This window comes from Eggerthella sp. BIOML-A1, assembly GCF_009875595.1.
Classification (GTDB): domain Bacteria; phylum Actinomycetota; class Coriobacteriia; order Coriobacteriales; family Eggerthellaceae; genus Eggerthella; species Eggerthella lenta.
In genome coordinates this window covers 1-19,480 of record NZ_WWRZ01000001.1, presented here as the reverse complement: position 1 = coordinate 19,480, position 19,480 = coordinate 1, and the positions used below count along the sequence as shown (strand labels likewise).

Genomic DNA, 19,480 nt, shown 5'->3' with positions numbered 1-19,480 from the left:
TCCATGAGCGATAAGACGATTGCGGTGTTCGCCGACACGGCGGAAGCGTACGAGGAGCTGTGCAGCGGGGCGCGGGCGCTGGGAGGGAGGCCGGTTGCGCTGTGGGCCGGCGACGAGGCCGACGCGCAGCGCATCGCGGCGTGGGGTGCGCGCGTGATGCACGTCGGCGCCGTTCCCGAGGGTGCGCTGTACGAGGACTGCGTTCCCGCGTTCCAGGAGGTCGTCCAAGCCGAGCAGCCGACGTTGATCCTGGCGCGCATGTCGAAGCGCACGCAGTGCGTGGCGGGCCGCCTTGCCGTGCGTCTGGGCGTGCCGGTGGTCACCGACGCGTCGCGCGTGAAGCTTGACGACGAGGGCGTCGAGGCGGCGCACATGGCGTACGGCGGTGCGGCCGAGCGCGTCGAGCATGCGCGGGGGATGGCGATCGTGCTCGTGGGCTCCGGCGTGTTCGAGATCGACGAAGCGCCGGCTGCCGGCACGGTGGAGCGCGCGGCGGCGTCGATCGAGCCCGGTCCCATCAAGCTGGTCGGGCGCCAGGAGAAGCAGGAGGAGGTGGTCGACCTCGGCTCCGCGAAGGTCGTGGTGTGCGTGGGCCGCGGCATCCAGAACAAGCAGAACCTAGGCAAGGCGCAGGAGTACGCGGCGCGCATCGGCGGCGAGACGGCTTGCACGCGCCCCATCGCCGAGGGCGAGGGTTGGATGGCGCACGGTCGCTACCTGGGCGTTTCGGGTGCCGTCGTGAAGCCCGACGTGTACATCGGCCTCGGCGTGTCGGGCCAGGTGCAGCACACCGTGGGCATGGCGGAATCGCAGTTCGTGGTGGCCGTCAACAAGGACAAGAACGCTCCGATCATGAAGCACTGCGACCTCGGCCTCGTAGCCGACCTGGAAAAAGTGCTCCCCGTGCTCGCAGCTCTCTAAACGACCCGTTAGCCTCCCATTGTAGCGAAAGTGGTCCCCTGTCGTCCTTTTCCCGGGATGGCAGGGGACTGAATGTGATCGCTATTCGTTTTCCAGTATGGCTTCTAGCATCGTGCGAAGCGACGGAAAGTCGTCCGAGACGGTTGCGTATACGTCTTCCATGCGCAACGTTTGATACTTGTGCGCAGCTATGTCGCGAAAGCCGGCAATGGCTTTCCAGGGCACCTGGGCGTGTATAAGGCGAAAGCTCTCGGTAAGATTTTTAACGAGTTCCCCTATGTTGATAACCGTCATGCATACGGCACGCTTGAGCTTCTCATCTTCGAGGAATGAAGCGAGATCCTCGTTCTGCATGAGCGATTCGGCGATGGCTATTTCGTCGAGCACTTTGCCGACGACGGTTCGATCTCTATTGTTCATAGAGCGTTACCGTTTTTCCCACATCCAATATAGAGCCATCGGGAATGGGCGCATGCACGATGTCGACCGATGTGCCAAGATCCTTCTCCAGCCGATCGCGCAGCGATGCAAGCAGGAGGAGCGAAACGGCTATCGAGGTGAATTCGATTAATAGATCGACGTCGCTTTTTTCGGTCTGACGTTCTTCCGCATACGATCCGAAAAGGTCGACCCTTTTGATCGGAAATTCATGCGCGGCATTGTTCACGCTTTCGGAGATGGTGGCTATATCGAGCATGTTGGCCTCCTTTCGTATTGTTGCATTATCTCATGCGAATGGGGGCTCGTACAGCGTGCGGCGCAACAGGGCGAACAGGGTTTCGCATCGAGGGTCGCCTCGCTTGATGGACGAAAGCATGCTGCCCCAGACGAACGCGCACAGCGGTTCGGGGGCCAGCGCTCCCAGCAGGCGGTCGTGCGCCACGTTCGGATCGCGTTCGAGCGCCACCACGAGGCCGCGGCGGATGTGCGCGAAGCACGCCTCCTCGCGCTTGCGCGCCGATGCCAAGCCCTTCGCGTCGAGCGCGGCGACTTCCGTCAGCCAGTCGTCGCGGAACCTCGCCAGCGCTCCCGACAGCTGGAGCGCAAGCCCCTCGCAGAAGCCGATGAAGTCATCGCCGGCAATGGCTCCGGGCATGCTGTCGGCCAGCGCTTCGTTCCAGAATCGTCCTACCACGTCGTTGACCAGGTCGTATTTGGTGGGGTAGGAGTTGTACACGGTGCCCACGGCTACATTGCATGCGCGCGCGACCTCGCGGATGCTCAGCCCGGAAAGACCCGATTCGCTGGCAATCGCGAAGGCGGTGTCGAGGATCTGCTGTTTGCTGATGACGGGTTTGTTGCCCATGCGCACCTCCCGCGTGCGGAAGCTCGGGATCCGGTCGTTTCCCTCATTGTAGAGGAAGACTCATGCGTAGCTCGTGAAGAAATGGTGGTTGATTTTCGTCCGTCATTGCCTCCGAGCGCAGGCCTCTCTAATATGAACGTTGTTCATTAATGAACTTAGTTCATATTAGCAAAGAAGAAAGGAGCGCAACGATGAGCATCGAATTGATCGTGGCGAGTGTCGCCATCACCTGCGCGCTGGTTCTGTACACCTTCGGAGTGTTCGGGGAGCGTCGTTCGGGAACGTTGTCGCTGCGCCATGTGCTGCTGTTTTGGGGCGGCCTCGTGTGCGATACCACCGGCACGATGATCATGTCGAACATCGCGCAGCAATCGTCCGCAGGAGGATTCGGGATCCACGCGGTCACCGGTCTGCTTGCTATCGTGCTGATGCTCGTGCATGCCGTTTGGGCCACGGTCACGTACGTGCGTCATAACGAGCGGGGGATGCATCGATTCCACACGTTCAGCACGTTCGTGTGGCTTGCGTGGCTCGTCCCGTACATCATCGGCATGCTGGTGGGTATCCCGATGATCCATCTGCAGGCGGTGTGCGCCATCGGCACCAGCGTCGTGGTGGTTGCCGTGCTGGCGTTCGTGCTGTTCCGCGGCGGGAAGGGTCATGCGCATACCGCCGCGCACTAGGCGTTGGCTTTCAGAGTCGCGAGCGGCATGCGCGCTCGCTATCAAATCCGGGATCGCGATCGGGCGATCCCGGATTTGCGTGTTTGAGGATGCTAGCGTTCGCCGGGCAGGATGGACGGTAGCGCGATGATGAAGCACGCCCCTCCATCAGGCAGGTTGATGGCTTCCACCGTGCCATCGTGCGATTCCACCACCGATTTCACGATGGCCAGCCCCAGCCCCGTGCCGCCCGTGCCTCGGCTTCGTGACGCATCGGTGCGGTAGAAGCGGTCGAACAGCAGCTGGGGGTCGATGTCGCCGAACCCGGTGCCGTCGTCCTTCACGGCCAGGATGGAGTTGCCCTTCAGGCCGAACAGCTCGATGGTGATGTGGCCGTCCGGTTCGATGAAGCGGCTCGCGTTCTCCACGAGGTTCGTCACGGCCTGCTTGAGGCGATCGGGGTCGCCCAGCACGTCGGGCGCCTCGCCGACGATCTCGGTGTTCGCATGGCGGTCGCGCAGAATGGGCTCCAGGGCGTCGAGCACGCCGGTGGCCAGCTCGCGCAGGTTCACGCGCGATAGCTCCATGGGCATGGCGTTGTCGTCGATGCGCTGCAGCGTCAGCAAGTCGTGGGTAAGACGGCTCAGGCGCTCGCTTTCGGCGATGATGATCGAGCAGAACTTCTCGTGCAGCTCGGGCGGTAGATCCGGATCTTCCAGCATCTCGGCGTTGCCGCGGATGGCAGTGAGCGGGGTGCGCAGCTCGTGCGCCACATCGCTGATGAATGCTGCTTGGCGGCGCTCCTTCAGCACCAGGTCGTGCTGCTGCGACTTCGTGGTCTGCACGAGCGCCTTGAAATCGGCCGACAGTTGGTCGGCCTCGTACAGGCGGCCGTCGGGTTCGAACGGCACATCGGTTCCCGTGCGATAGGCGGCGGTTTTCTTTGCCAAGAGGCGTAGCGGTTCAGATATGAAATGTCCGATAATAAGGCTGAACGTGAACACCACAAGACCGACGGGAGCAAGCAGCAAAAACGCCTTCGACGGAGTGTCGAAGGCGAGGAAGCAAATCAGAACCAGAACCGCGCCGGCGAGAAGCGAAAGCAGCGTTGCCAGCAGCGAGAAGTATGTTTGCAGTCTTTTTATTGCTTGAACCTGTATCCGTAGCCGCGAACCGTTTCCACCAAGCCGGGATCGTACCCGGCGGACTCAATCTTATCACGCAGACGCTTGATGTGGGTGTCGACGGTCTTGGTTTCCGTCAAGTATTCCCAACCCCAGGCGTCGCGCAGCAGATCTTCGCGCGAAACCACCTTGCCGGCGTTCTTCATGAGGCTGGCAAGCAACTCGAACTCGCGCGGTGTGAGGTCGATCTCGCCGTTCGCGCCCGACGCCGTGTGGGCGTCCTCGTCAAGCGTGATACCGCTGGCGGTGACGGCGTGGTTAGCGCCGGGGAAGTCGCCGCCCGATCCGCGGCGCAGCAGGGCGCGGACGCGTGCGATGAGCTCTCGCACGCCGAAGGGCTTCGCCAAGTAGTCATCGCCGCCGATTTCCAGGCCCACCACCTTGTCCAGCTCGGTGTCGCGAGCCGACAGGAACAACACGGGTACGGTCGTCTTCGAGCGCAGGCGGCGGCACAGCTCGTAGCCGTCCATGCCGGGCAGCATGATGTCGAGCACGAACAGATCGTACGAGTTCTTCGTGGCCAACGCCAGCGCGTCTTCGCCGTTGTCCACCACGTCGGTGAAGAACCCCTCCTTCTTGAGGGCGTAACTGACGAATTCGGTAATGGAGGGCTCGTCGTCAACAACGAGAATGCGATGCGGGGTGTCGTTCATGTGTTGCCTTTCTATCAGATGGACTCCCGTTGCCGGTGCCTGACAGATGCGCGTGGGCGGGTTGTTATAATGTCGAGAGCAACTATAAGCATTCGGGGTGCGACCGAGGGAGACTGTCAGGAACATGTTACTTGCCATCGACGTGGGAAATACGCAAACCGTAGTGGGGATCTACCAGGACGGGAGCCTGCAATATCGGTGGCGTGTGGCCACGAACAAAAGCCATACCTCCGACGAGCTCCGTGTGAAACTGGTGCCGTTGCTGGCGTCCGAGGGCTTGAAGCTCGATGATGTTCGCGGCGTGGCGCTGGCCTCGGTGGTGCCCGCGCTCACCATGGCATGGTGCGCGGCCGCGTATCGCATGATCGGGAAGGACGCGCTCGTGTGCTCGGCGGAGACGGCGGGCGCGCTGTTCGAGGCCGACTATCCCAACCCTCATGAAATCGGGGCCGACCGCGTGGCCGACGCCGTGGCCGCGAAGGCGCTGTACGGCGCCCCCGTGATCGTGGTGGATTTCGGCACGGCCACCAACATGGAAGTCGTCGACGCGGACGGGCGCTTCATCGGCGGCGTCATCGCGCCGGGCGTGGAAACGTCGGCTTCTGCGCTGTTCTCGCACGCCACGAAGCTGGGCGCCATCGACTTGATCGACCCTCATACTGCCATCGGGCGCAACACGGAAGAGGCCATCCAGGCGGGCATCGTGTACGGCGAGGCCGATCGCGTGGACGGCATCATCCGCCGCATCTTCGCGCAGCTGGGCTACGAGACTCCTGTGGTGGCGACGGGCGGCCTGGCCTCGCGCGTGGCGGCCCAGTCGCAGACCATCACCGCCATCAACCCCGAGTTGACCCTCGAGGGATTGCGTCTCGTGTACGAAGCGCAGGAAGGCGCCGCCAGCGTTTAAGGCGCGCGATGCGTTGCCCTACCCTGTTTCGCGCCGAGCCGTTTCGCCGACGCAGCTGCTTCAGACCATCATTGACGCGGGGTCGTCTCGTAGGGTTCGGTGCGACGGCGGGTTCGATGTGGCCCGACGGAGCTTCATGCGTCGCGGCCTATTTGCCGCAACGTTGGCTTTCTTGCGCTGTTGGAGGAATGCTTCTCGTTCCCGTTGCGTTCGGCGGGTAGAATGCTTCTATCAGAAAAGCCGCGCCGTCTGCAATGAGCGGGCGGGAACGAAAGGAAGGGCCCGACGTGTTGAGCGACATTGAAATTGCCCAGGCGACGAAACCCCAGCACATCAGCGCGATCGCCGAGAAGGCGGGCGTGCCGGAGTCGTATCTCGAGCTGTACGGTACGAACAAGGCGAAGGTGGACTACAACCTGCTCACCGACGAGGAGCACGCGCCCGGCAAGCTCATCCTGGTGACGGCCATCAACCCGACGCCCGCCGGCGAGGGCAAGACCACCACGACGGTGGGCTTGGCCGACGCGCTGGCTCGCCAGGGCAAGAACGTGGTCGTTGCGCTGCGCGAGCCCAGCCTGGGCCCCGTGTTCGGCGTGAAGGGCGGCGCTGCAGGCGGCGGATACGCCCAGGTCATCCCTATGGAGGACATCAACCTGCACTTCACCGGCGACTTCCACGCCATCGGCGCCGCCAACAACCTCCTGGCCGCCATGCTGGACAACCACATCCAGCAGGGCAACGAGCTGGGCATCGACGTGCGCAAGATCACCTGGAAGCGCGTGGTGGACATGAACGACCGCCAGCTGCGCAACGTGGTGGACGGCATGGGCGGCAAGGCCCACGGCGTGCCGCGCGAGGACGGCTTCGACATCACGGTTGCCAGCGAGATCATGGCCATCTTCTGCCTGTCCACCTCCATCACCGACCTCAAAGAGCGCCTGGCCCGCATCGTCGTGGGCTACACGCGCGACGACAAGCCCGTCACGGCCGGCGACCTCAAGGCGCAGGGCGCCATGGCCGCGCTGCTGAAGGACGCCCTCAAGCCGAACCTCGTGCAAACGCTGGAAGGCACGCCGGCGTTCGTGCACGGCGGCCCCTTCGCCAACATCGCGCACGGCTGCAACTCCATCATGGCCACGCGCATGGCCATGGCGCTGGGCGACTACTGCGTGACGGAGGCCGGCTTCGGCGCCGACCTGGGCGCGGAGAAGTTCCTCGACATCAAGTGCCGCCTTGCGGGCCTCAATCCCGACGCGGTGGTCGTCGTGGCCACGGTGCGCGCGCTGAAGAACCACGGCGGCGTGGCGAAGGCCGATCTCAACGACGAGAACCTCGAGGCGTTGGAGGCGGGTCTGCCGAACCTGCTGCAGCACGTGGAGAACATCACGAAGGTGTACCAGCTGCCGTGCGTCGTGGCCATCAACCGCTTCCCCACGGACACGGAAGCCGAGCTCAAGCTGGTGGAGGACAAGTGCCGCGAGCTGGGCGTGAACGTGGCGTTGTCCGAGGTGTGGGCGAAGGGCGGCGAGGGCGGCCTGGCCCTGGCCGACGAAGTGGTGCGCCTGTGCGAAGAGCCGAACGACTTCCAGTTCGCCTACGGCGACGACCTGTCGCTGGCCGAGAAGATCGAGGCCATCGCCACGCGCGTGTACCATGCCGACGGTGTGGACTTCGAGCCGAAGGCCATGGCCGAGCTCAAGAAGCTCGAGGACCTGGGCTTCGGCGGCATGCCGGTGTGCATGGCGAAGACGCAGTACAGCTTCTCGGACGATCAGAAGAAGCTGGGCGCGCCGCGCGGCTTCCGCATCACGGTGCGCAACGCGAAGGTGTCGGCCGGCGCCGGCTTCGTGGTGGCGCTGACCGGCGACATCATGACCATGCCGGGCCTGCCGAAGGTGCCCGCCGCCGAGCGCATCGACGTCGACGAAACCGGCAAGATCTCCGGCCTGTTCTAAGCTTGGAGCGCCCCCGATTTCGGTTGAAATCGGGGGCGCTCCTGTCGTATACTACGCCTACCGGCTGTGCCCAGGATGTGAGTTTAGGTGGCTACACGATCCCCTTCGGGCGGCGCAGGTTAATGTGGGAGCCCGGGTTCACGCCCGGGCTTTGCTATCTCAGCTTCTCCCTGGTTCCCTCCCTGAGAATTCGCGCTAGATCCGCGTCTGTTTCGCGCTAGATCCGTGAAAGGGGTCGAAGGATATGAAACCTGTTAGCAACGGTGCGAAAGCGGTCTTTGCGGTCGCTTTCGCCCTCTTTCTCGCGGTCGTCCTTGTCGGCATTGCGCTTTCGGACAATCCGGTAAAGAAGTTCTTCAAGCAGCAGGAAGTTCTGGATATTGCGAAGATGCACATGTCCCAAGTGAAAAGTGGCGAGGTCTATACGGGCGCGCTGCAATTCGCAGATGACATCGACTTCGACAACCTCGCGCTCAGCCAGGTAATCCCAATGTATAGCGCGCGCCAAAACGGAGACGTAGTGCGCGATGAGAGCGAAGGATACGCGGTCTACTCCAACGGCAAGGTGGTGGCGTTGTTCGGGATCTATAAGTGCGATCCCGGTGCCGTTACTGGTGGTACCACCATGTCGAACGTCGGGCTCGAGGTTGTTCAGAACATGCTGAGCGATCCTGGCACCTGTGCGCTCTTGCAGCCTTGCGATTCTTCCGGCGCGCTGTACGTGACGCCTCATTCGAGTGAAGCCGTAGAAGTCTTCGACCCGGGCCCTTCCTTTCCCGGCGAACCTCCCGAGCCTCCTCCCGCACCTGAAACGGTAACGCTGGAATCGGTTGGAATCACATCGGAGATGATCTCCCAAATCGATTTCCCCGAGCATCAGGATCCCGTTCCGTTTAGCGTGTAGCAAGAGGGCTGACCGTCCAAGCGGTGGTTGCCGACCGAAGCGTGCGGATTATCTCAGGATTCCGCGCGTTTCGGTCGGCTTGTCGTATCATGCAGGTACCAATAAGCGCGGCGACGAGGAGGATCTTCTTGGACACCACCTTTATCGACGAATTGGCGAGCGCGGCTCCCACGCCTGGCGGAGGTGGCGCGGCATCCTACGTGGGGGCTGTGGCATCCGCGCTCGCGTCCATGGTGGGCAACCTGACCGTGGGCAAGAAGACGTATGCGGCGGTGGAAGACGACGTGCGCGCGACCCTCGAACGGCTCGCGCTCCTGCGCAACAAGCTGCTCGCGCTCATCGAGTCGGACGCGCAGGCGTTCGAGCCTTTGGCCGCGTCGTACCGCATGCCGAAGGCCACGCCCGAGGAGGCGGCGGCGAAGCAGGCGGCGCTGCAGCTGGCGCTGGGACCCGCGTGCGATGTGCCGCTGATCATCATGCGCACGTGCGCCGAGGTCATCGACCATGCCGATTTCCTCGCGCGTAACGGCAGCAAGCTGGCCGTTTCGGACGCGGGTGCGGCGGCGGTGCTGGCACGCGCGGCCGTGGTGGCGGCCAGCATGAACGTCTACATCAACGCGGCCTCGATGGACGACGAAGCGCGCGCCGATCGCTATCGCGCCGAAGCCGATCGGCTTATCGCCGAGGCGAACGAGCGCGCCGACGGAATTCTCGCCTACACCATGGACGCGATACGGTAACATCGCCAGTTTCACGACGCGAACCAGAAAGGCAGACATGGCTGAGCTACTGAAGGGGAAGCCCGTTGTCGACAGCATGGCGCTCGATCTACGCGCGCGCATCGAGGCGCTCGGCCGCGCGAAGGTCGTGCCCGCGCTCGCGCTCGTGCGCGTAGGCCAGCGTCCCGACGACCTGTCCTACGAACGCACGGCCCGTAAACGTGCCGAATCGCTCGGCATCGCCATCAGGCCGTACGAGTTGGACGAGTTCGCCCCCCAAGCGGCCATCGAGGCGGCCATCCACGAGGTGAACCGCGACGAAAACGTGCACGGCTGCCTGTTGTTCCGGCCGCTGCCGTCGTTCGTGGACGAGTCGCACATGTGCGAGCTGCTCGATCCGAAGAAGGATATCGACGGCATCACGCTGGCATCGCTGGCCTCGGTGTTCACCGATGGCCACGCGGGCTACCCGCCCGCGACGGCGGCCGCGTGCATTCAGCTGCTCGATCATTACCAGGTGCCGCTCCAGGGCAAGCACGTCGTGGTGGTGGGACGCAGCCTCGTCGTGGGCAAGCCCGTGTCCATGATGCTGCTGCGCCGCAACGCTAGCGTGACCATCTGTCACAGCAAGACCGAGAACCTAGCCGACATCATGCGTTCGGCCGACGTGGTCATCTGCGCCACCGGTCGCGCTCGGACGTTCGGCGCACAGTTCTTCGGCCCGGGTCAGACGGTACTTGACGTGGGCATCAACTTCGACACGCAGGGAAACCTGTGTGGCGACGTGGACTTCGCCGAGGTCGAGCCGGTTGTGGCGGCTATCACGCCGGTGCCGGGCGGTATCGGCACGGTCACCACGTCGGTGACGATGGCGCATACGGTGGCCGCTGCCGAAGCGGCGCTGGCCGCGCGCACCGGGAGGCGCTAGACGGTGCGAGCCTCTTCCCCGATGGGCCGCAAGTTCGTCATTGCCGATCCTGCTACCTGCATCGGCTGTAAGACGTGCATGGCTGCGTGTTTTCATCGCCACGATGTGCCGAACGACGTGGCCGTTCCGCGTCTTACGCTGGTCACTACGCGCACCATCTCGGCGCCTGTCGGCTGCCACCATTGCGCCGAGGCCCCGTGCGTGGACGCGTGCCCCACGGGGTGCCTGTTCACCGACGACGAGCATGTGGGCGTGCATCCGGACAAGTGCATCGGCTGTCGCAACTGCGTGCTGGCCTGCCCGTACGGCGCGGTGGAAATCGTAACCGAAAAGCTGCCGCCCGAACCGGAAGCCGCGTCCGGCACCGAGGCTGCGGCGGCTTCCGCTCAGGATGACAAGGGCGCCCGCGCGCGGGCTCGCGCGAAGAAGCGCAAGCGCACGAAATCGACCGTGGTGAAGTGCGACCTGTGCCTCGATCGCGCCGGCGGCCCGGCGTGCGCGGCGGCGTGTCCCACCAAGGCGCTGCGGCTCATCGATGCGCAGTTCATGGAGCGCGCGCGGCAGAACAAGCGCAAGGCGGCGGCGCGAGCGTCCGCGTCGTTCGCCAGCATGAAGCTCAACGCGGCTCTGGACGAGGGGGAGTAGGCTCATGGAAAAGCATATGGCGGTGTGCCCGTACTGCGGCGCCGGTTGCAAGATGAACCTCGTGGTGGAAAACGGCCAGGTCATCGATGCGGAAGGCCTTCCCGGTATCACGAATGAAGGCGAGCTGTGCCTGAAGGGCATGTACGGCTACGATTTCGTCAACGACACGAAAATCCTCACGCCGCGCATCTACCATCCTATGATCCGCCGCACGAAAGGCGCGCCGCTCGAGCGCGTCACCTGGGACGAGGCGCTCGATTTCACGGCCGAGCGGCTCCGCGCCATAATTGAGGAGCATGGTGCGGAATCCGTGATGCTCACCGGTTCGTCGCGCGGCGCGGGTAACGAGGCCAACTACGTGATGCAGAAGTTCACGCGAGCCTGTCTGGGCACGAACAACATCGACAACTGCGCGCGCACCTGTCATGCGGCCAGCGTCATCGGGCTCATGGAAGTCGTCGGATCGGGTGCCATGAGCGTGAGCATCCCCACGTTGGAGGAGACGGACTGCATCTTGCTGTTCGGCTACAACCCGGCGGCCAGCCATCCAATAGTGGCGCGCCGCATCGTGAACGCGAAGGAGCGCGGGGCCGATCTCATCGTGTGCGATCCGCGCGTCATCGAGTCGGCACGCATCGCGGATATGTACCTGCCGCTGAAGAACGGGTCGAACCTGGCGTTGCTGAACGCGTTCGCGTATGCGATCATCGACGAGGAGCTTGCCGACTGGGATTTCATCGACGAGCACACGACGGGCTTCGATGTCTGGTGGGAGGTCGTGCAGGACTACGCGCCCGAGGATGTGGAAGAGGTCACGGGTCTTCCGTCCGAAACCATCCGCCAGGCGGCGCGCCGCTACGCCAACGCCGATACGGCTGTCATCGGCTGGGGGATGGGCGTGACACAGCAGGCGCAAGGCGTGCAGACCGTGCGCGCCATCGCGGCGTTGGCCATGATCACCGGGCATATCGGCACGCATGCGAGCGGGCTTGCGCCGGTGCGCGGCCAGAACAACGTGCAAGGCAGCTGCGACATGGGCATGTGGCCCAGCCTGTATCCCGGCTACCAGCGCGTGAGCGACCCTGCGGTGCGCGCGAAGTTCGCAGCGGCCTGGGGTGTCGACGAGGAACGCCTGTCGCTCAAGGAGGGTTTCAAACTCACCGACCTGCCGCACGGCGTGGCCGAGGGCACGATCCGCGCGTTCTACAACTTCGGTGAAGACCCGCTGCAAACCGAGCCCGACACGGCGCAGATGCGCGCCACGCTGGAAGGCCTCGACCTGCTGATCAGCCAGGACATCTTCATGACCCAGACCACGGCGCTGGCCGACGTGGTGCTGCCCGCCACGTCGTGGGCCGAGCACGACGCCGTGTACACCGCGTCGGACCGCTCGTTCCAGCGCACCACCGCCGCGCTGCCGCCGAAGGGCGAGTGCCGCCACGACTGGCAGATTTTCGCCGACCTGTCCACGCGCATGGGCTATCCAATGCACTACCGCGACACCCAGGAAATCTGGGACGAAGTGCGCAGCCTGTGCCCCCAGTTCGCCGGTGCGACGTACGAGAAGATGGCCGGCACGGGCTACGCTCAGTGGCCCATCTTCGCCGAGGCCGCGGACGATCCCGACAACCACGGCACGGCCGAGCTGTTCGCGGGCGGCATCTTCACCACGCCCGACGGAAAGGGTCGCCTCGAGGCGGCTGCGTGGCGTCCGCCCACCGAGCAGCCCGACGAGCGCTATCCGCTCGTGCTGTGCACGGTGCGCGAGGTGGGTCACTACTCGTGCCGTTCGATGACCGGCAACTGCAAAGCGCTGGCAGCGCTGGCCGACGAGCCGGGCTACGTGAGCATCAGCCCGGTCGACGCCGACGCGCGCGGTATCGACGAGGAGCAGCTCGTGTGGGTCGCGTCGCGCCGTGGCAAGGTGCTGGCGCGCGCGGCGGTGGACGAGCGCATCAACGACGGCGCCGTGTACATGACCTACCAGTGGTGGATCGGCAAGTGCAACGAGCTGACCCTGCACGCCACCGACGGCGAATCGGGCACGCCCGAAGACAAGTACAGCGCCTGCCAGGTGGAGGCCATTCCCGATCAGGCGTGGGCCGAAACGTACCTTGTGGAGCGCTACGCCGAGCTGAAGGCGCAGCTGGCAGCCGAGGCCGACCGGCAAAACCCGCAGCCCGAGACCGAGATTTCGGCCGCTTCGAGCGAAGTGGCCGATGTCGTTCCCGCCGTTCCGGGCGGAGCGACCGAAGGCGGCGAAGCCGCCGGAGTCGAAGGATCCCGCGCGGCGTTAGCAGGAGGAGTTTCGGGGGCAGCAGGCGTCCCATCGGTTGCCGCCGCCGAGCCGCCCCGCGCGTTCGCGCCGCACGAGGCCGAGGTGGCGGGCCGCGCGCTGTACGCGAACGGCGAGGAAGAGACGCTCGTATGAACCGCTTCGTCGTATCCGACCCGTCGCGGTGCATCGGCTGCAGCGCCTGCCGCGTCACCTGCACGGAAAGCCATCGCCGCCGCGCCCTGCGGCCCGCCTCGCGCATCTCGCTCGTGAAGACGCGCACGGTGTCGGCCGCCGTGACGTGCCATCAGTGCGAAGGCGCGCCTTGCATGACGGTGTGCCCCGAGGGCGCCATCGTACAGGAGCGCGATCGCCTGCACGTGGACGAAAGCCGCTGCACAGGGTGTTTGCTGTGCGCGCTCGTGTGCCCGTTCGGGGCGGTGTACCCGTCGGCGCCCTCGACCGCGCACGTCAAGGCGGCGCCGTACAGCCGCGCTTCGTCGGCGCGCTCGGCCGGGTTGCTGCGCCAGAAGGAGACGGGCGCCTACACGTCGGTGGTGATGTGCGACCTGTGCGCGAAGTCGCCGAACGGCCCGCGTTGCGTGGAGGCCTGCCCTACGAAGGCGCTCGCGCTGGTGGACGAGGGCATGCTGGAGGCTTTGGGTCGCACGCGACGCATCGAGGCCATCGAGATGACCGACATCGCCATGCGCGGCGCTTTGGGAGCTGACCTGGCCGTTCGGGTCGATGCGTTGTTCGACAGGGAAGGGGATGCCTGATGGGGACGATCAAGCCGCGCGTGCCGAACGCCATCTCGGCGGGACGGCCCGCTTCGTCGGCGCGCCGCGTCCACGAGCCGGTCAAAGGAAAGCCTCGCCACGACTTCGAGCGCTGCATCGCTTGCGCAGCCTGCGCGGTGGCATGCGATGCGGGCGCTATCCGCATCTTCATCGACGAGGACGAAGGCCTGCTGGTGTGGACGCTCGACCTGTACGATTGCACGCAGTGCGGTCGCTGCGTGCCCGTGTGCCCCACCGGCGCGATGGGCCTCATCGAGGGCGCGGAGTTCGCCGACGACCCGGAGCCGCCCAAGCGCTGCCTGTTCGCGTTGGCCGAGTGCGAGTCGTGCGGCCGTTACTACGCAACGAACAAGGAGGTGGCGTTCGCGAACGAGCTGCTCGAGCAGGAGGAGCACGCCGATGCCGCTCGCGCTCGCGCGCTCACGTCCATCTGCCCCGACTGCAAGCGCCTGCACGATGCGAAAGCCGCCGCCAGGAGAAGCGGCATGAAGCGCGGATAACCTCCCAAATCAACGCAAGCACCCAGCCTCTGACGCGGTGTGGGTGCCTTCATTCCCTGCATCTGAGCGTAGCCCTGTTAGCCGGCGCTCGGCGTCAAAGGAGCTGCAAGCTTCGCCATTCATATATATGATGAAAATCATCATGGACAAAACATGCCGCTTTTCGGTAGTTTTCAGCAGCGAATCGGAGTGCTTGGTCAAGACAATTCGAAGAAATGCCAGGTGAGAAAGCTTTCGTTGGCTTCATCCTAGGCAGAGAATACTGAAAAGTGCCCCGTTTTGTCCATGACTTTTCGGCTAATATTAACCTGCAACCGGCAAGCAACTCGCGGGCGTTTCATGCGAAACGCCCGCATTCGCGTTGGAGAAACCACCCCGGTGACTTCTTTGCGCTAGCCGATCGAAACCAGCTCGCGGGGGTAGCTGTTGAGCACTTCGCAGCCGTCTTCGGTGACCAGCACGAGGTCCTCGATGCGCACGCCGAACTCGCCGGGCAGGTAGATGCCCGGCTCGATGGAGAACACCATGCCCGCTTGCACCGGCGCGTCGTGCGCGGCCGACACGTCGCCGGGCTCGTGCACGTCGAGGCCGATCTGGTGTCCCAGGCGATGCGTGAAGTAGGAGCCGTAGCCCGCCTCTTCGATGATTGAGCGAGCTGCGGCGTCGATGTCGCAGAAGCGCACGCCGGGAGCTACCAGCTTGCGCGCCGCCTCGTTCGCGCGCCGCACGGTGTCGTGCACCTCGCGCAGTTTTTCGCTGGGCTCGCCGAACACGAAGGTGCGCGTCATGTCGGAGCAGTACTCGCCCTTGCGGCAACCCACGTCGAACAGGACCACGTCACCGCTGGCCAGCGGCGTGTCGTCGGGCTCGTGGTGCGGATCGGCCGCGTTCGCGCCGAAGCTGACGATGGGGGTGAACGAGTGGCCCTGCGCGCCCAGTTCGCGGTAGATCGCCTCCAGCTGGCCGGCCACGTCGGCCTCGGTGACGCCCTCGTGCACGAGCCGGCGGAAACGGTCCATGGCGGCATCGTTCGCGGCGCTGGCGGCGCGCATAAGCTCGCGCTCGGTATCGTCCTTGATGGCGCGCGCGTCGTCTACCGCATCAGAGGCCAGCACGAAGCCGCTCGCCGCGCCGCGCTCCATGAGCGGCAGCAGGAAGCGGGCAGGCAGGTTCTTGTCGCAGCCCAGCGGCTTGTCGGCATCGCACAGCCCTTCGACGATGGCCAGCGGATCGTCGGTGTCGGTGAACGAGCGCACGGTGCAGGCGGCGTCGGCCGGCGCGGCGAACAGCGCATTCAGCACGAGGGTGGGTCGAGCGTCCGATCCGACGATCAGCCCGAGGAAGCGCTCGCCCGGCTCGATGAACGCTCCGGTGAGATAGTGGATGGAACGGGGATCGCATACGAGCATCTGCTCGAGGCCTCGGTTCGCGAGGTTGCGCCTCACGGTTTTGATGCGCTGTTCGTACATGGCGTGGCTCCTTACGTTGTCGCCGACAAGGTCGGACGGGTTTGTTTGCTGCGATGATAGCTCATCGAGCGCTACGCGCGGCGCATCTTCCCTCGAATGCGGGGATATTCGGGAGGGCTGGTTCGCGCAGGCGCGTTTAGCGTATGATAAGAAGCATGGCAAACGGACTTACATACATGCGCAAAACCACCTCGTCCGAGGCGACGAAACAGCTGGCGGCCACGCTTGCGCCCTACTTGCAGGCGGGCGACGTCATCGTGCTGTCGGGCGATCTAGGTGCGGGCAAGACGCAGTTCGTGCAGGGCGTGGCGGCAGGGCTCGGCGTGCGCGACCAGGTGACCAGCCCCACGTTCAACATCTTGCTGACGTACCCTGCCGGCTCGCTGCCGTTGTACCACTTCGATCTGTACCGACTCGAAGAGGCGGACGAGCTCGAGGACATCGGCTATTACGAGACCATCGACGGCGACGGCGCGTCGTTCGTCGAGTGGGGTGAGAAGTTCCCTGAGGCGCTTCCGTACGGTTATCTGGAGATATCCATCAGGGTGGACGACGAGGGCAACCGCTCCGTGCGGACCCACGCTTACGGCGACCGTGCACGTCGGTTGCTGTTCGTGTGGGCGAAGGATTCGAAATCGCGGCTGATGAAGTGCGCGGGAGGAACTGCGTGAGCGACATGAATTTGCGTCCCGAAGGGGCGTCCGAGCGGGCACGGTACGTGCTCGCCTTCGATACTGCCAACGAAATCATCGCTATCGGGTTGGGCGTGCTGCATGCGTCGTCGCGTATGATCGAGTTGACGGCTTCCGTGGAAGCCGAGGCTCGACGCGCGTCGAACACCCAGCTGCTGCCCCGCATCGACGCAGCGTTGGCCGAACACGGCGTGGCACGCGAGGACATCGCGTGCGTGGCGGTGGGCCGCGGCCCGGGATCGTTCACGGGCGTGCGCATCGCGATGGCTACGGCGAAGGGCATCGCGTCAGCACTCGAGGTGCCGCTGGTTGGCGTATCGTCGCTTGATGCGGTGGCGTGGAACGCGTGGGCGGCGGGCGAGCGCGGGCCGCTGTCCGTGGTGGCCGACGCCATGCGCAAGGAAGTGTACCCGGTGCGCTATCTGCTGAACGATACGGGCATCGAGCGGTTGGAGGCCGACCGCGTGGTGAAGGCCGAAGACGCCGCGCGGGAACTTGCTGCTGAGGGCGACCTGTCCGGGTCGGCGTCTGCGACGGTGCCCAGTCGCTCGGACAGTCCTGGCTCGCACGAAACGTCCGCAGGACGTTTCGGCTCGACGGGCGCGGCGCCGCGGAGCGAAGCGGAGCAAGTCCCCGAAGGGGAGACTCGCTTGGTGGGCGCCATCGCAGACGCCGACCCTGCCGAGGGGGACGCGTGGCCGCAGGTTTCCGCACGTCTTCTTTGCGGCGATGCGCTGAAGAAATATGGGGAGTTATTTGAGGGCTGCGGGGCGGCGCTGCCTGCCGAGTTGTGGATGCCGACGGGTCGCGGGCTGTTGCTGGCGCTGCAGGCGGCGTGGCGGGCGGGCGAGGCCGACCCGCTCGATGCGCGTCGCCATGACCCTGCGTTCGCGCTGCCGGTGTACACGCGCCTATCGGATGCGGAGGAGAACGAGCGCATCCGCCTGGCGAAGAACGATCCGAAGAACCTTGCGACCGGCGTGCAGGACGTGGCGAAGCGGGCCGACCAGCGCGCGACCATGCACGATACCGCCATCCTGAACGCACAGCCCGACGAGCATGGCATCACGTACAAGCCGCTCGATGCCGCCCATGCAGGCGCTGTCGCGACGTTGGAGTCCCTAGTCATGGGATCAGACGCTTGGAGCGAAGCGCTCGTGGCCGACGAACTCCCCCGCGCCGACCGCGTGTGGTGGGCAGCTTACGAAGGGGAAGCGCTTGCGGGTTACGCCGGCGGGTGGATCGTCGACGGGCAGGTGCAGATCCTCAAGGTGGGCGTCGACCCGGCCATGCGGCGACGCGGCATCGCGCGCGAGCTGTTGGCGCACGTGGCGGCCGATGCGCGCGACCTGGGCGCGTCCCGTTGCTCGCTCGAGGTGCGGGCGGGGAATGTCGGTGCGCAGGAGTTGTACGCCGCGCTCGGCTTCCGTTCGCTGGGTGTGCGCCCGCGTTACTACTCCGACGGCGAGGACGCCGTCATCATGGAGGGCCCTCTGCCGTTGGCCAGGCACGATGTGGCCGGCATGGAGCTGGTGGTGGGCGCTGCCAGCGACGATGCCCGCTCCCTCCGTGACGAAGTGCAAACGGATGTTTCACGCGAAACATCCGAACGCCGCCCCCTCATCCTCGCCATCGAATCGTCCTGCGACGAGACGGCGGCCGCCATCGTCGACGGCAACGGCACGCTTATCGCCGACGTCGTGGCCTCGCAGATCGACTTCCATGCGCGCTTCGGCGGCGTGGTGCCCGAGATCGCTAGCCGCAAGCACATCGAGGCTATCTGCGGCGTGTGCGACGAGTGCTTCGACGTGGCTGCTTCCGCGCTGGGCATCGAACGTCTGACCTGGCGCGATCTGGATTCCATTGCCGTGACGTACGCGCCGGGGCTCGTGGGTGCGCTCGTGGTGGGCGTTGCGTTCGCGAAGGGTGCGGCATGGGCGGCCGGCAAGCCGTTCATCGGCGTGAACCATCTGGAAGGCCACCTGTACGCCAACAAGATCGGCGCGCCCGATTTCCAGCCGCCCGCGGTGGTGTCGCTCGTGTCGGGCGGCAACACGCTGCTCGTACACATGAAGGGCTGGGGCGACTACGAAACGCTGGGTGCCACCATCGACGACGCGGTGGGCGAGGCGTTCGACAAGGTGGCGAAGGCGCTGGGCCTGGGCTATCCGGGCGGTCCCGTCATCTCGCGCGAGGCGGCCAAGGGCGACCCGCATGCCATCCCGTTCCCGCGCGCCATGATGCACTCGGGCGACCTGCGCTTCTCGTTGTCGGGTCTGAAAACCGCGGTGGTCACCTACATCAACAACGAACGCGCCGCCGGGCGCGAGCTGAACGTGCCGAACATCTGCGCCAGTTTCCAGCAGGCGGTGGTGGACGTACAGGTGAAGAAGGCCGAAATGGCGCTCGAACAGACGGGCGCGCGCACGTTCTGCCTCGGCGGCGGCGTGGCTGCGAACCCCGCGCTGCGCGACGCGTACGAGCAGCTGTGCGAGCGTCTGCACGTGCGCCTCACCCTGCCGCCCTTGAGCGCTTGCGGCGACAACGCCGGCATGATCGCGCTGGTGGCCCTCGACCGCCACAACCAGGGCAAGTTCTTCACCCTGGAAGCCGACGCCCAAGCCCACGCCAACCTCGACGAGCCGTACTGAGCCCCCAAATCTTTTTTCCGAACGGGCGCGGCCCTGTCATTCTATGAGCGCGGCGCCGTCAGGCGCGGAGGCGAAGGATATTGCGCGACGCCAGTGATGAGCCCCCGACGGCACCCCTGCCCCCCTCCCAAGGGGAAACCCCGCGCTCCGCGATCCGGGGGTTGACGGCTATGCGTGCGTCCCTCATAATTGACCGCCACAGTATCATTTGACGAGATGCGGAAGGAGGCGCGGCGATGGCTGAGACACTGGCGGCAGCGCACGGGCGTACGGCTCCTCGCGCCCCCTTGACGGGGGGGGGGGGCTCTC

General features: G+C 65.1%; 19 protein-coding genes. 13 read left to right on the top strand and 6 right to left on the bottom strand.

The features are described 5' to 3' along the window. The first annotated feature begins 3 nt into the window (after nucleotides 1-3). A complete protein-coding gene (locus tag GT590_RS00095) occupies nucleotides 4-921 on the top strand; it encodes an electron transfer flavoprotein subunit alpha/FixB family protein (protein ID WP_114516492.1) in 918 nt (305 codons plus the stop codon). Nucleotides 922-1,002: 81 nt separating this feature from the next. Here the strand turns inward: GT590_RS00095 and GT590_RS00090 are convergent, their stop codons facing one another. The 3 genes from GT590_RS00090 to GT590_RS00080 are packed head-to-tail and all read right to left on the bottom strand — an operon-like array spanning nucleotide 1,003 to nucleotide 2,227. Then, nucleotides 1,003-1,341 carry a DUF86 domain-containing protein gene (locus GT590_RS00090; protein ID WP_009305231.1) on the bottom strand — a complete coding sequence of 113 codons (339 nt, stop codon included), beginning with the start codon at nucleotides 1,339-1,341 and terminating at the stop codon, nucleotides 1,003-1,005. Next, complete coding sequence (locus tag GT590_RS00085) at nucleotides 1,331-1,618, bottom strand: nucleotidyltransferase family protein (RefSeq protein WP_009305229.1); 288 nt, start codon at nucleotides 1,616-1,618, stop codon at nucleotides 1,331-1,333. The genes GT590_RS00090 and GT590_RS00085 overlap by 11 nt, the downstream gene beginning before the upstream one ends. A 30-nt stretch (nucleotides 1,619-1,648) precedes the next feature. Next, nucleotides 1,649-2,227 (bottom strand): TetR/AcrR family transcriptional regulator, encoded by a 579-nt coding sequence (locus tag GT590_RS00080; RefSeq protein WP_114516493.1) that lies wholly within the window; start codon nucleotides 2,225-2,227, stop codon nucleotides 1,649-1,651. A gap of 191 nt (nucleotides 2,228-2,418) precedes the next feature. Between GT590_RS00080 and GT590_RS00075 the strand changes: the two genes are divergently transcribed. Then, on the top strand, nucleotides 2,419-2,910 hold the full coding sequence (locus GT590_RS00075) for an HsmA family protein (protein WP_009305227.1): 492 nt from the start codon (nucleotides 2,419-2,421) through the stop codon (nucleotides 2,908-2,910). 92 nt (nucleotides 2,911-3,002) lie between these two features. Here the strand turns inward: GT590_RS00075 and GT590_RS00070 are convergent, their stop codons facing one another. Both GT590_RS00070 and GT590_RS00065 read right to left on the bottom strand, forming a co-directional pair. Then, nucleotides 3,003-3,800 (bottom strand): cell wall metabolism sensor histidine kinase WalK, encoded by a 798-nt coding sequence (locus GT590_RS00070; RefSeq protein ID WP_226844391.1) that lies wholly within the window; start codon nucleotides 3,798-3,800, stop codon nucleotides 3,003-3,005. A gap of 230 nt (nucleotides 3,801-4,030) precedes the next feature. Next, complete coding sequence (locus GT590_RS00065) at nucleotides 4,031-4,726, bottom strand: response regulator transcription factor (RefSeq protein WP_009305225.1); 696 nt, start codon at nucleotides 4,724-4,726, stop codon at nucleotides 4,031-4,033. Between the two features lie 124 nt (nucleotides 4,727-4,850). Here GT590_RS00065 and GT590_RS00060 point away from each other — a divergent pair, with 124 nt between their 5' ends. The 9 genes from GT590_RS00060 to GT590_RS00020 all read left to right on the top strand — a co-directional run bounded on the left by GT590_RS00060 (nucleotide 4,851) and on the right by GT590_RS00020 (nucleotide 14,359). Beyond that, nucleotides 4,851-5,633, top strand: coding sequence for a type III pantothenate kinase (locus GT590_RS00060; protein ID WP_114516494.1), 783 nt, complete (start codon nucleotides 4,851-4,853; stop codon nucleotides 5,631-5,633). Nucleotides 5,634-5,920: 287 nt separating this feature from the next. Further along, the gene (locus GT590_RS00055) at nucleotides 5,921-7,588 is read left to right on the top strand and encodes a formate--tetrahydrofolate ligase (RefSeq protein WP_015761436.1); all 1,668 of its coding nucleotides are present in this window, start codon (nucleotides 5,921-5,923) and stop codon (nucleotides 7,586-7,588) included. Between the two features lie 244 nt (nucleotides 7,589-7,832). Beyond that, the gene (locus GT590_RS00050; RefSeq protein ID WP_015761435.1) at nucleotides 7,833-8,492 is read left to right on the top strand and encodes a hypothetical protein; all 660 of its coding nucleotides are present in this window, start codon (nucleotides 7,833-7,835) and stop codon (nucleotides 8,490-8,492) included. A gap of 128 nt (nucleotides 8,493-8,620) precedes the next feature. After that, entirely contained in the window at nucleotides 8,621-9,232 is a 612-nt protein-coding gene (locus tag GT590_RS00045; protein ID WP_009609036.1) for a cyclodeaminase/cyclohydrolase family protein, read from the top strand. A gap of 37 nt (nucleotides 9,233-9,269) precedes the next feature. Further along, the gene (locus tag GT590_RS00040) at nucleotides 9,270-10,139 is read left to right on the top strand and encodes a bifunctional 5,10-methylenetetrahydrofolate dehydrogenase/5,10-methenyltetrahydrofolate cyclohydrolase (protein WP_009609033.1); all 870 of its coding nucleotides are present in this window, start codon (nucleotides 9,270-9,272) and stop codon (nucleotides 10,137-10,139) included. A 78-nt stretch (nucleotides 10,140-10,217) separates the two neighbouring features. Continuing rightward, nucleotides 10,218-10,784 (top strand): 4Fe-4S dicluster domain-containing protein, encoded by a 567-nt coding sequence (locus tag GT590_RS00035; RefSeq protein WP_227111352.1) that lies wholly within the window; start codon nucleotides 10,218-10,220, stop codon nucleotides 10,782-10,784. A 4-nt stretch (nucleotides 10,785-10,788) separates the two neighbouring features. Continuing rightward, nucleotides 10,789-13,215, top strand: a complete 2,427-nt coding sequence (gene fdhF, locus GT590_RS00030) for a formate dehydrogenase subunit alpha (protein WP_009305217.1) — start codon at nucleotides 10,789-10,791, stop codon at nucleotides 13,213-13,215. Then, nucleotides 13,212-13,838, top strand: coding sequence for a 4Fe-4S dicluster domain-containing protein (locus GT590_RS00025; RefSeq protein ID WP_009305216.1), 627 nt, complete (start codon nucleotides 13,212-13,214; stop codon nucleotides 13,836-13,838). Before fdhF ends, GT590_RS00025 begins: the two co-directional genes overlap by 4 nt. After that, the gene (locus GT590_RS00020) at nucleotides 13,838-14,359 is read left to right on the top strand and encodes a 4Fe-4S dicluster domain-containing protein (RefSeq protein ID WP_009305215.1); all 522 of its coding nucleotides are present in this window, start codon (nucleotides 13,838-13,840) and stop codon (nucleotides 14,357-14,359) included. The genes GT590_RS00025 and GT590_RS00020 overlap by 1 nt, the downstream gene beginning before the upstream one ends. A gap of 392 nt (nucleotides 14,360-14,751) precedes the next feature. Here GT590_RS00020 and GT590_RS00015 read toward each other — a convergent pair whose 3' ends face one another. After that, complete coding sequence (locus GT590_RS00015; RefSeq protein WP_009305214.1) at nucleotides 14,752-15,828, bottom strand: Xaa-Pro peptidase family protein; 1,077 nt, start codon at nucleotides 15,826-15,828, stop codon at nucleotides 14,752-14,754. A gap of 176 nt (nucleotides 15,829-16,004) precedes the next feature. Here GT590_RS00015 and tsaE point away from each other — a divergent pair, with 176 nt between their 5' ends. Both tsaE and tsaD read left to right on the top strand, forming a co-directional pair. Next, nucleotides 16,005-16,499: a tRNA (adenosine(37)-N6)-threonylcarbamoyltransferase complex ATPase subunit type 1 TsaE gene (gene tsaE / locus GT590_RS00010; RefSeq protein ID WP_009305213.1), complete on the top strand. Its 495-nt coding sequence runs from the start codon at nucleotides 16,005-16,007 to the stop codon at nucleotides 16,497-16,499. Continuing rightward, the gene (tsaD, locus tag GT590_RS00005; protein WP_161170772.1) at nucleotides 16,496-19,171 is read left to right on the top strand and encodes a tRNA (adenosine(37)-N6)-threonylcarbamoyltransferase complex transferase subunit TsaD; all 2,676 of its coding nucleotides are present in this window, start codon (nucleotides 16,496-16,498) and stop codon (nucleotides 19,169-19,171) included. Before tsaE ends, tsaD begins: the two co-directional genes overlap by 4 nt. Nucleotides 19,172-19,480: the final 309 nt, after the last annotated feature.

Coding starts and splice junctions, on each gene's coding strand:
- GT590_RS00090 (WP_009305231.1), bottom strand. CDS start 1,341: ATGAACAATAGAGATCGAACCGTCGTCGGCAAAGTGCTCGACGAAATA.
- GT590_RS00075 (WP_009305227.1), top strand. CDS start 2,419: ATGAGCATCGAATTGATCGTGGCGAGTGTCGCCATCACCTGCGCGCTG.
- fdhF (WP_009305217.1), top strand. CDS start 10,789: ATGGAAAAGCATATGGCGGTGTGCCCGTACTGCGGCGCCGGTTGCAAG.
- GT590_RS00065 (WP_009305225.1), bottom strand. CDS start 4,726: ATGAACGACACCCCGCATCGCATTCTCGTTGTTGACGACGAGCCCTCC.
- GT590_RS00050 (WP_015761435.1), top strand. CDS start 7,833: ATGAAACCTGTTAGCAACGGTGCGAAAGCGGTCTTTGCGGTCGCTTTC.
- GT590_RS00085 (WP_009305229.1), bottom strand. CDS start 1,618: ATGCTCGATATAGCCACCATCTCCGAAAGCGTGAACAATGCCGCGCAT.
- GT590_RS00040 (WP_009609033.1), top strand. CDS start 9,270: ATGGCTGAGCTACTGAAGGGGAAGCCCGTTGTCGACAGCATGGCGCTC.
- GT590_RS00015 (WP_009305214.1), bottom strand. CDS start 15,828: ATGTACGAACAGCGCATCAAAACCGTGAGGCGCAACCTCGCGAACCGA.
- GT590_RS00020 (WP_009305215.1), top strand. CDS start 13,838: ATGGGGACGATCAAGCCGCGCGTGCCGAACGCCATCTCGGCGGGACGG.
- GT590_RS00035 (WP_227111352.1), top strand. CDS start 10,218: ATGGCTGCGTGTTTTCATCGCCACGATGTGCCGAACGACGTGGCCGTT.
- GT590_RS00060 (WP_114516494.1), top strand. CDS start 4,851: ATGTTACTTGCCATCGACGTGGGAAATACGCAAACCGTAGTGGGGATC.
- tsaE (WP_009305213.1), top strand. CDS start 16,005: ATGCGCAAAACCACCTCGTCCGAGGCGACGAAACAGCTGGCGGCCACG.
- GT590_RS00080 (WP_114516493.1), bottom strand. CDS start 2,227: ATGGGCAACAAACCCGTCATCAGCAAACAGCAGATCCTCGACACCGCC.
- GT590_RS00025 (WP_009305216.1), top strand. CDS start 13,212: ATGAACCGCTTCGTCGTATCCGACCCGTCGCGGTGCATCGGCTGCAGC.
- GT590_RS00095 (WP_114516492.1), top strand. CDS start 4: ATGAGCGATAAGACGATTGCGGTGTTCGCCGACACGGCGGAAGCGTAC.